12 protein-coding genes are annotated in these 9,804 nt (G+C 70.0%); 8 read left to right on the top strand and 4 right to left on the bottom strand.

Translation table 11 applies throughout. From position 1 onward, the window contains the following. The coding region (locus tag AC31A1_RS38990; RefSeq protein WP_489657818.1) for an Lrp/AsnC family transcriptional regulator at positions 1-864 on the bottom strand (864 nt) is incomplete at its 3' end. Between the two features lie 180 nt (positions 865-1,044). Here AC31A1_RS38990 and AC31A1_RS38985 point away from each other — a divergent pair. From AC31A1_RS38985 to AC31A1_RS38970, 4 genes are read left to right on the top strand one after another with little or no spacing between them, the layout of a single operon-like run. Further along, entirely contained in the window at positions 1,045-2,277 is a 1,233-nt protein-coding gene (locus AC31A1_RS38985; RefSeq protein ID WP_489657817.1) for a M20 metallopeptidase family protein, read from the top strand. After that, the gene (locus AC31A1_RS38980; RefSeq protein ID WP_489657816.1) at positions 2,259-2,498 is read left to right on the top strand and encodes a hypothetical protein; all 240 of its coding nucleotides are present in this window, start codon (positions 2,259-2,261) and stop codon (positions 2,496-2,498) included. Before AC31A1_RS38985 ends, AC31A1_RS38980 begins: the two co-directional genes overlap by 19 nt. Continuing rightward, entirely contained in the window at positions 2,495-3,943 is a 1,449-nt protein-coding gene (locus tag AC31A1_RS38975; RefSeq protein ID WP_489657815.1) for a sodium:solute symporter family protein, read from the top strand. Before AC31A1_RS38980 ends, AC31A1_RS38975 begins: the two co-directional genes overlap by 4 nt. Next, positions 3,940-5,154, top strand: coding sequence for a metal-dependent hydrolase family protein (locus AC31A1_RS38970; RefSeq protein ID WP_489657814.1), 1,215 nt, complete (start codon positions 3,940-3,942; stop codon positions 5,152-5,154). Before AC31A1_RS38975 ends, AC31A1_RS38970 begins: the two co-directional genes overlap by 4 nt. Before the next feature lie 78 nt (positions 5,155-5,232). On the opposite strand, the gene AC31A1_RS38965 is transcribed toward AC31A1_RS38970, so the two are convergent. Genes AC31A1_RS38965 through AC31A1_RS38955 form a run of 3 tightly spaced genes read right to left on the bottom strand, consistent with a single transcriptional unit; the run spans position 5,233 to position 7,178 of the window. Next, entirely contained in the window at positions 5,233-6,144 is a 912-nt protein-coding gene (locus AC31A1_RS38965) for an aminoglycoside phosphotransferase family protein (protein WP_489657813.1), read from the bottom strand. A 51-nt stretch (positions 6,145-6,195) separates the two neighbouring features. Beyond that, positions 6,196-6,663: a ferritin-like domain-containing protein gene (locus tag AC31A1_RS38960; protein WP_489657812.1), complete on the bottom strand. Its 468-nt coding sequence runs from the start codon at positions 6,661-6,663 to the stop codon at positions 6,196-6,198. Further along, positions 6,660-7,178, bottom strand: coding sequence for a hypothetical protein (locus AC31A1_RS38955; RefSeq protein WP_489657811.1), 519 nt, complete (start codon positions 7,176-7,178; stop codon positions 6,660-6,662). The genes AC31A1_RS38960 and AC31A1_RS38955 overlap by 4 nt, the downstream gene beginning before the upstream one ends. A gap of 320 nt (positions 7,179-7,498) precedes the next feature. Between AC31A1_RS38955 and rimP the strand changes: the two genes are divergently transcribed. The 4 genes from rimP to AC31A1_RS38935 form a co-directional block, all read left to right on the top strand. Further along, complete coding sequence (gene rimP / locus AC31A1_RS38950; RefSeq protein ID WP_489657810.1) at positions 7,499-8,032, top strand: ribosome maturation factor RimP; 534 nt, start codon at positions 7,499-7,501, stop codon at positions 8,030-8,032. A 2-nt stretch (positions 8,033-8,034) separates the two neighbouring features. Next, positions 8,035-9,033: a transcription termination factor NusA gene (gene nusA / locus AC31A1_RS38945; RefSeq protein WP_033284955.1), complete on the top strand. Its 999-nt coding sequence runs from the start codon at positions 8,035-8,037 to the stop codon at positions 9,031-9,033. A 90-nt stretch (positions 9,034-9,123) separates the two neighbouring features. Beyond that, on the top strand, positions 9,124-9,402 hold the full coding sequence (locus AC31A1_RS38940; protein ID WP_489657809.1) for a YlxR family protein: 279 nt from the start codon (positions 9,124-9,126) through the stop codon (positions 9,400-9,402). Positions 9,403-9,548: 146 nt separating this feature from the next. Continuing rightward, on the top strand, positions 9,549-9,804 hold a 256-nt coding region (locus tag AC31A1_RS38935), incomplete at its 3' end, for a translation initiation factor IF-2 N-terminal domain-containing protein (RefSeq protein WP_489657808.1).

Below are 9,804 nucleotides of genomic sequence, written 5' to 3'. Positions count from 1 at the left end.
CTCCAACCCCACCGCATCCCCCGCAGACCTCAACCACACCCCGACCAGCAAATTCGCCGCCCCACTAACTGCCGCGCACATCCGCACCTCAGGAAACCGCCCCAGCGTCCGCGCCGCCCGCTCCAACTGATCCGGCGGCACCCGCAACCACAACAACATCGTCACCGGCGCAGGCGAAAGAGACCGAGCAACCTCACACCGCAGCCGAATCACCCCACCCGCGAGAGCAGCCCCCAAATGCCGCCGGACGGTACTCGCGCCAACCCCCAGCCGCGAAGCCAACTCCGCATGCGAGGCACGGGCGTTCTCCCCAAGGGCCAGCAACAAATCCCGGTCCAGCTCCCCGAACCGAGGCGCCATCCCCGGCGAGGACGAGGGCTCCGCACCCATCAACAACCCCCGCTGCTCACGCGAGATGGCCCGAACCTGCCACCGACTCCCCTCCGCATACATCCGCGGTGCCACCAACGTCCGCGTCCCCACCACCCCCCGCAGCCCCGAGACCCGGTCGACGACATACCGAGACACCCCCTCCAGGCTCGACGCCACCAGATGCAGCACCAGATCGCAGGGCCCCGCCACATAGTCGACGGCAGTCAGCTGCGCATCGCCGGCCACCGTGCGCGCCACCCGCATCGCCTCGCCCGGCGCACAGTCCACCTGCACGAACGCGAACGCCAGCCGTTCACCGACTGCCGCCCCCGGATAGGCGGTCAGCCACGCCTCACGCCGCTCGACCAGCCGCTCCCAGTGCCGGGCGACTGTCACCGGCCCGATCCCCAGCGCTCTGCCGATCAGTGACCAGGGAGCGCGCGGCCGGAGCTGCAACGCGTTGACCAGGGCGAGGTCGGATTCGGACAGCATGGCGGATCCCTCGGATTGGCGGCCGTTCTACGGCGGATCTCTCCAAAATTCGCAGCGGTGATGCACCGCCCTCTCATCATTGCCGACCAGAAGCACGGTCCGTACGGCGCCCGACGCACGAGCGTCCGCCCGGCTGGGCAGCGTCCTGGAGTTGCGGGAGTGACCTACGAGGGGAACGGGATGACTCTGAGAGACGACGCACGCGAGCTCCAGGGCGAACTGGCCGTCCTGCGCCGGGCGTTGCACCAGGAACCGGAGATAGGCCTGCACCTCCCGCGCACGCAGGAGAAGGTGCTGGCCGCGCTGGACGGACTGCCGCTGGAGATCGGCACCGGCACGTCACTGTCCTCCGTGACGGCGGTCCTGCGCGGCGGAGGAGCCGAGCCCGGCGGCCCCGTCGTCCTGCTGCGCGGGGACATGGACGGTCTGCCGGTCACCGAGCGCACCGGCGCGGAGTTCACCTCCCGGATCGACGGCGCCATGCACGCCTGCGGCCACGACCTGCACACCGCCGGTCTCGTCGGCGCGGCCCGGTTGCTCGCCGACCGGCGCGAACGCCTCGCCGGGGACGTGGTGTTCATGTTCCAGCCGGGGGAGGAGGGCTGGGACGGCGCCGGGCACATGGTCGAGGAGGGCGTCCTGGCGGCGGCGGGCCGCCCGGTCGACGCCGCGTACGGACTGCACGTGAGCTCGTCGTCGTACCCCACCGGCGTCTTCAGCTCCCGCTCCGGCACGCTGATGGCGGCCTCGGCGGGCCTGCACGTACGGGTCGTGGGAGCCGGCGGGCACGGCTCGCGGCCGCATGCCGCGCTGGACCCGGTGCCGGCGGCCTGCGAGATGGTCACCGCGCTGCAGACGATGGTGACCCGGCGCTTCGACGTCTTCGACCCGGTCGTGGTCACCGTCGGCACCTTCCACGCCGGCACCCGGCGCAACGTCATCCCGGACGACGCCGTCTTCGAGGCGACCGTGCGCACCTTCACCCCGGCCGCCGCCGAACGCGTCGCCGAGGTCGCCGTACGCCTCTGCGAGGGCATCGCGGCGGCCCACGGCCTCACCGCCGAGGTCGACTTCGTCCCCGAGTACCCGGTCACGGTCAACCACCTCGTCGAGCACGACTTCCTCGCCGACACCGTCCGCGAGGCCTTCGGCGAGGAGCGCTTCGCACCGCTGGCCGACCCGATCACCGGCTCGGAGGACTTCTCCCGCGTCCTGGACCGGGTGCCCGGCGCCTTCGTCTTCCTCGGCGCCGACACCACCGGCGACCCGGAGACCGCGCCCGGCAACCACTCCCCGCTCGCCGCCTTCGACGACAGCGTGCTCGCCGATGGAGCCGCGCTACTGGCCGAACTCGCCGTCCGCCGACTCGACCGCCCCGCGAAGGAGACCGCGCAGTGCGCCCCTACCACCTGATCCCCGCCGTGCCGGCCCTCGCGCTGGCCCTCATGCCCTTCCTGCCGTTCGTGAACACCGACGGGCTGTGGTTCGGCCTGCCCCGGATGCTCGTATGGGGCGCGGCATGGTGCGTGATGTGTACGCCCGCGCTGTTGCTGACGGAGCGTCTGATGGCTGCACAGAGCGCCGAGTCGGCCGATACCACCACCGAGATCGCCGCCGAGGGAGCCGACCAGTGACGACCATCCTGATCATGACGTTCACCGGCATCGTGCTGATCGGCGTCCTCGGCTTCGCCGGCCGCCGCAAGCCCGCAGCCGACCTGTCCGAATGGGCCGTCGGGGGACGGAACTTCGGCGCGGTGAGCATGTGGTTCCTGCAGGCCGGCGAGGTGTTCACCACCTTCACCTTCCTCGGCATGGCAGGCCTGGCGTTCAGCGGCGGAGTGGCGGCCCTCTACGCACTCCCGTACGTCCCCATCGGCTACATGGTCCTGTTCTTCCTCGCCAAGCGCCTGTGGTCGCTGGGCAAGGAGCGCGGCTACCTCACCCAGGGCGACTACCTGGAGGACCGCTACGACAGCAAGCTGCTCGGCACAGTCGCGGCAGTCCTGGGCGTCGTCTTCGTACTCCCGTACCTCCAACTCCAGGTCACCGGGCTGGGGTTGATCGTCCAGCTGGTCACCGGCAACTCGGCGTCCGGCACCCTCAGCATGATCATCGGCAGCACGCTGGTCGTGGCCTTCGTCCTCTGGGCGGGCCTGCACGGTGTCGCGATGACGTCGTACTTCAAGGACGTCGTCATGCTGATCGTCCTGGGCGTGCTCCTCGTCGCCATCCCCTCCCACTTCGCGGGCGGAGTCAGCGCGATGTTCCACCGCATCGACAAGCTGCACCCCGAGATGCTGACGATCCACGCGGGCCCCGCCGACCAAGTCTGGTTCACCACAAGCATGTTGGTCAGCGCGATCGGCGTAGGCCTGATGTGCCTCCCGCACGCCTGGCCCGCGGTGATGTCCGCCCGCGACCCGAAGGTCCTGCGCCGCAACTACACCTGGATGCCCCTCTACGAACTCTGCCTCCTCATGCCGATCATCGTCGGCTTCGCCGCCATCCTCGTGCTCAAGCCGGGCAGCTCCGCGAACGGCATCCTGCTGACCCTGAGCAAGCAGGTCCTGCCCGCGTGGGCGACGGGCCTGGTGGTGATCGCGGCCATCGCGACGGCGATGGTCCCTGCCGCGGGCATCCTGATCGGCATCTCCTCCCTGGTGGCCCGCAACATCGCCCGCGTACAGGGCGAACGCACCCAGTTCTGGATCAACCACGGCACAGTGGTGGCGGCGTGCGGCCTGTCACTGCTGTTGGCGATCTTCCGCCCAGACCTACTGGCCAACCTGCTCCTCCTCACCTACAGCGGCACGGTCCAACTGGCCCCCGCCATCGCCCTGGGCTTCCTCGCCCGCCGCCCGGTGGGCAAGGTCCCGGTCCTGGCGGGCCTGTTCGTGGGCGAACTGGCCGTCATCTGGCTGACGTTCTGGAACAAGGACCTGGCGGGCAACGTCAACGTGGGCCTGATCGGCCTGGCCGCGAACCTGATCGTCCTGACCCTCGCGGCACCCGCCGAACGTCTCCTGGCCCGCAGGACAACTCCCGAGCCCGACAAGCAGGTTGCGATGACGGCATGAACAACTCCGCACTCCGTACGGTCTTCACGGGCGGCCTGGTCTTCGACGGCACCGGCGCGGCCCCCGCCCCCGCCGACGTGGTGGTGGCCGGAGACCGCATAGTCGACATCGGAACAGGCCTGGACGGCGACACCCAAGTCGACTGCACCGGCCGCACGTTGCTCCCGGGCCTGTTCGACTGCCACGTCCATCTCACCCTCAACGGCATAGGCCTGCTGGGCGCGTTGCAGAAGCCGTTCTCGTACCAGTTCTACGAAGCGGCGGTGAACCTGCGCCGCACCCTCGAAGCGGGCATCACCACGGTCCGCGACGCGGCGGGAGCCGACCTGGGCATCAAACAGGCAGTGGAGGACGGCCTGTTGAAGGGCCCCCGCGTCCAGATCTCCATCGGCCTGATCACCCAGACCGGCGGCCACGGCGACCCCTGGATGCCCTCGGGCCAGTGCGCCGGCCTCGCCGTACCGCACCCGGGCCGCCCACCCGCGCTCGCCGACGGCCCGGACGAGATGCGCCGCACCGCCCGCACCCTGCTGCGCGCCGGCGCCGAGGTCCTCAAGGTATGCACCACCGGCGGCGTCCTCTCCCCACGCGACGACCCCCGCCACAGCCAGTTCACCCCGGAGGAACTGGACATCCTGGTGACGGAGGCAACCGCGCAGGGCCGCTACGTCATGGCCCACGCCCAAGGCGCCGAGGGCATCAAGAACGCCGTCCGAGCCGGAATCCGCTCCATAGAACACGGCATCCACCTGGACGACGAGGCGATCGACCTCATGCTGGAGCGAGGCACCTGGCTGGTCCCCACCCTGATCGCCCCGGTATCGGTGATCCGAGCGGCCGAGTCCGGCATCCAGATCCCCGACGCGATGCTCCGCAAAGCCAAGGAGGTAACCGAGACCCACGCCAACTCGGTCCGCCGAGCAGCCGAGGCAGGCGTCCGCATAGCCATGGGCACAGACAGCGGCATCGGCCCCCATGGCACCAACCTCGACGAGCTACCGCTGATGGAGTCATGCGGCATGACCCCGGGCGAGGTGCTGGCGGCGACCACATCTTCGGCGGCCCGCCTGCTGGGCTACGACGACTTGGGCACCATAGAACCGGGCGGCAGAGCAGACCTGGTCTTGGTGGAGGGCAACGCCTACGACCTCAAGGCGCTGCCCGGCAACCTAACGGAGGTATGGAAGGACGGAGTCCGGGCGGCCCTATAAAACAACGGGGCCAAGTGTCTTTAGGGGCGCGGGGAACTGCGCGACCAGCCACAACGCACCCGCAGCCAAAGAACCGACCTAAAGCCACCCGGCAAATTCCAGCAACAACTCAGCATCCCGAGGCCGCCCCACGCGCAGTGCCCGCACTCCAGACTCCACCGCCCGGAACAACGTCCACCCCCGCAACCGCTCCTGATCCACATCCAAGGACTCAGCAAGTCGCTTGATCCGCCGCCGAGTTGTAGAAGCCCCCGAGGGCGTAGCGATCAAATCCTCGACCCGATCCCGAACCAACCGAGCAAGATCAAACGCACACTCACCCACAACAGGATCCGGCCCCACCGCAAGCCACGGCACCCGCTCAGCAGCCAACACCTTGCTCTGCCGAAACGTACCGTGCAGCAACCGAACCTCGGGCGGCGCAGCCAACAACGCCTCCCGAGCCTCCAACGCCGCCGAGACCAACGACGCAACCTCAGCCCCACCGCTGCCGCTGTCGCTGTCGCTGTCGCGCATCGCCCGAGCCTGCCGTCCCGTCCGCTCGGCCACAGTCTCAAACGCATGATCAGCGGGCGGCTCCACCCACAACCGCCGCAAGGTCCCCGCCGCCTCCAACAAGGCCTTGGCCTCGGGCAACGACCGCACCGACACATCGGGATGCAACCGCTCCAGCACGAGCACACCCTCGGCGGCGAACGGCTCGACAAGCTGCACGGCACCCAGCCCACCCCACCGCGCGAGCGCGGCCCGCTCACTCTCCGGGCGGGCCCGACGCGGGGCCAGCTTCAACACGGCCGGGGTTCCATCGGCCCGCCGCACCAGCACGACCAAACTGCTGCGCCCGCCGGGAACCTGCACCCGCTCCACAGTCAACTCGCGTAGATCAACGGCCTGTTGAGCCAGCTCGGGCAGCTTCCCCAACCAGTCGTCACCGCTCGGTGCCGTCTCCCCGAGCGCCCTCACCAGACGCTGCGGCGGTTCGAAAGCCATGCGCGAGTTGTTCCCTTCCTACGGTCCTGCGGTCTTGCGTCCCGGTGCGGATCACGCCGTGGGTGTCGCCGAGGCCGTGGGGGTCGCGGCCCGCTCGGCGAGACCAGGGAAGGGTACGCTCCCGCCGCGCCAGCGCACCGCCCGGACCGCCGCTTCCCGCAGCGCCTCAGCGGCCGTACCGCGCACCCCGTCCGTCGACGCCCGCACGAGGTCGGAGTAGACCCCGGCCACCCGGTCCTCCAGCTCCGCGGCGAGCAGTACGGCCGCCGCCGAGTCCGGTACCGGGAACGGCAGCGCGTACGCGGCGGACGCGGCCTCGGGCGTGCCGCCCAGGTCCCGCACCTCGCGGACCAGTGCGTCGCGCCGGGCCCGGTGGGCGTCGTACGCCGCCTTGGCCTCGGTCCGCCGACCCTCGCGGATACGCCCGCCGACGACGCCGTAGCCGTACACCGCCGCGTGCTCGGCGGCCAACGCGGCCTGCAGCGCGGTCAGTTCCGCGGCCTTCTCCTCACTGCTCACTTGGCACCCTCCGTCAGCAGATACGCGTGCGCGGCCCCTGCGGCGGCCACCGAGGCCAGCAGCCGGGCCAGTTCGCCGGGCAGATCGAGCAGCGCCTTGGCCCGCCGGTCGGCGAGACTCCGCTCGGCGGCGGCCAGACCGGCGAGGGCGTCGCTCGGGGTCGGGGGTACGGCCGTAGCCGAAGCGGACGGCGAGGCAGTGGCCGTAGCGGACGGCGTCGAGCTGCTGCCGCCGAAGGCCGCCGCGTGCCGTACGACCTCTGCCCGCAGCGGGTCCAGGCGGTCCACCAGTGTCGGGTGTGCGGCGAGTACCGCGTCGTAGTGCTGGAGGAGGGCCTCGCTGTCGGCGGCCGCACGCGCGCGTGCGTGTTCGGCGGCCGACTCGCTGCCGCCCGTGGTCCCGGAGTCGTCCGCGTCGGTGGAGCAGCCCACCAGGAGGGCGGCTCCGGCGGCCGAGACGAGCAGGCTCCTTCTGCGCGGCCCCGGGAGGGCGCGCGGAGGCGGGGGGAAGGGCACGGCAGATCGTCCTCGGGGGCTCGTACGAACGAAAAGGCGGGCGAAAAGACGGGAAGGGCGGCACGCCCGTGATCACGGTACCCGCGCATCCCCCCGACTCACGTCACCGGCTCGTGGGCCACCTCCCAGGGGCGCGAGGAACGGCGCCATCAGCCCCCACCGACCCGCACTCGCCCGACCACCGCAACCACCCGAGCTCAAAGGCACCCCGCTCCACCGCCGGAGGCACACGTGGACGGCAACACACCCTCGGACCGGATACCCTTTGACCAGACACGCGCCCTACCCACAACAGCACACGCGGCCGAGGAGTCACCCGGATGAGCACGACCCAGAGCGAGAGGCTGCGAGAACTGCTGGAACCGCTCGTCGGCTCCCAGGGACTCGATCTCGAAGAGGTCGCGGTGGATTCCGTCGGACGCAAGCGGGTGCTGCGCGTGGTCGTCGACTCCGACTCCGGTGCCGATCTGGACCAGATCGCCGATGTGAGCCGCGCGCTCTCGGCGAAGCTCGACGAGACCGACGCGATGGGCGCGGGCGAGTACACCCTGGAGGTCGGGACCCCCGGCGCCGAGCGCGAGCTCACCGAACACCGTCACTACGTACGTGCCACCGACCGGCTGGTGAAGTTCCAGCTGGCCGAGAGCGGTGAGCTGGTCGCCCGGATCATCGCCGTGGACGACGACGGCATCGACGTGGAAGTGCCCGGCGTGAAGGGGCGCAAGCCCACCGCCAAGCGGCTCGCCTTCGCGGAGGTCGTCAAGGCCCGCGTCCAGGTCGAGTTCAACCGCAAGAACAAGAACGACGACATCGACGACAACGAAGACAACGAAGAGAACGCAGAGGAGGCGTAGCCGTGGACATCGACATGAGTGCCCTGCGGGGCTTGGTGCGGGAGAAGGAGATCTCCTTCGACCTGCTGGTCGAGGCGATCGAGTCGGCGCTCCTCATCGCCTACCACCGCACCGAGGGAAGCCGCCGCCACGCGCGCGTGAAGCTCGACCGGGAGACCGGTCATGTGACCGTGTGGGCGAAGGAGGACCCCGAGGACCTGGAGGAGGGGCAGGAGGCGCGCGAGTTCGACGACACCCCGTCCGACTTCGGCCGGATCGCCGCCACCACCGCCAAGCAGGTCATCCTTCAGCGCCTGCGAGACGCCCAGGACGACGCGACGCTCGGCGAGTACGCGGGCCGCGAGGGCGACATCGTCACCGGAGTCGTCCAGCAGGGCCGCGACCCGAAGAACGTGCTCGTCGACATCGGCAAGCTGGAGGCCATCCTGCCGGTGCAGGAGCAGGTCCCCGGCGAGACGTACCCGCACGGCATGCGCCTTCGGTCGTACGTCGTCCGGGTGGCGAAGGGTGTGCGCGGTCCGTCCGTGACGCTGTCCCGTACGCATCCCAATCTGGTGAAGAAGCTGTTCGCCATGGAGGTGCCGGAGATCGCCGACGGGTCGGTGGAGATCGCCGCCATCGCGCGCGAGGCCGGCCACCGTACGAAGATCGCCGTCCGCTCCACCCGCAGCGGTCTGAACGCCAAGGGCGCCTGCATCGGCCCCATGGGCGGCCGGGTGCGCGCGGTGATGGGCGAGCTGAGCGGCGAGAAGATCGACATCGTCGACTGGTCGGACGACCCGGCCGAGATGGTCGCCAACGCGCTCTCCCCGGCGCGGGTCTCCAAGGTCGAGGTGGTCGACCTCGCGGCCCGCTCCGCGCGCGTGACGGTGCCGGACTACCAGCTGTCCCTGGCGATCGGCAAGGAAGGGCAGAATGCCCGGCTTGCGGCTCGGCTGACGGGGTGGCGCATCGACATCCGTCCGGACACCGAACAGCCGTCCGACCAGGCAGGGGAATAGATCTCGGCCGCGAGTGGCTTAGATCACGACAACAACCGTTCGATTCTTCCCCCGAAGGGGTGAGGTCGGTGCGGGGAGGTAGACTTAGCAGTGTCTGGCCGGACGCGAGCCCGCGCATGCCCTGAACGCACCTGTGTGGGGTGCCGGGAGCGAGCGGCCAAGAAGGAACTGCTGCGGATCGTGGCGATCGAGGGCGAATGCGCTCCCGATCATCGCGGTACGCTGCCCGGCCGGGGCGCGTATCTGCACCCCGCCCTGGTCTGTCTCGACCTGGCGGTACGCCGCCGGGCGTTCCCACGGGCGCTGCGTGCCCAGGGAGCGCTCGACACAAAGGCGTTGCGCCTCTACGTCGAGCAGGCGACACAGTAAGAGCGAGTCGTACGGAACCTCCGTGCGGCCCGGTATTCCGCGAGTTGGAAGTAGGTCGAGATTGCGATGAGCACTCGATGAGCACGCGATGAGTACGCCCATGAAGTAGCGACGGTCCGGACGCACCCGGACCTAAAAGGAGCGAAGTGGCTAAGGTCCGGGTATACGAACTCGCCAAGGAGTTCGGGGTGGAGAGCAAGGTCGTCATGGCCAAGCTCCAAGAACTCGGTGAATTCGTCCGTTCGGCGTCCTCGACGATCGAGGCGCCCGTTGTACGCAAGCTGACAGACGCCCTCCAGCAGGGCAACGGAGGCGGCAAGCCCGCCCCCGCACGCAAGGCTGCCCCGGCTCGCCCGGGTGCCCCCTCTCCGGCGCGGGGCGGCAGGACCCGGACGGGCACGG

This window comes from Streptomyces sp. P5F9, from assembly GCF_057961495.1.
Note: the sequence above shows the minus strand (reverse complement) of the source record. Positions and strands in the feature narration are given on the sequence as shown.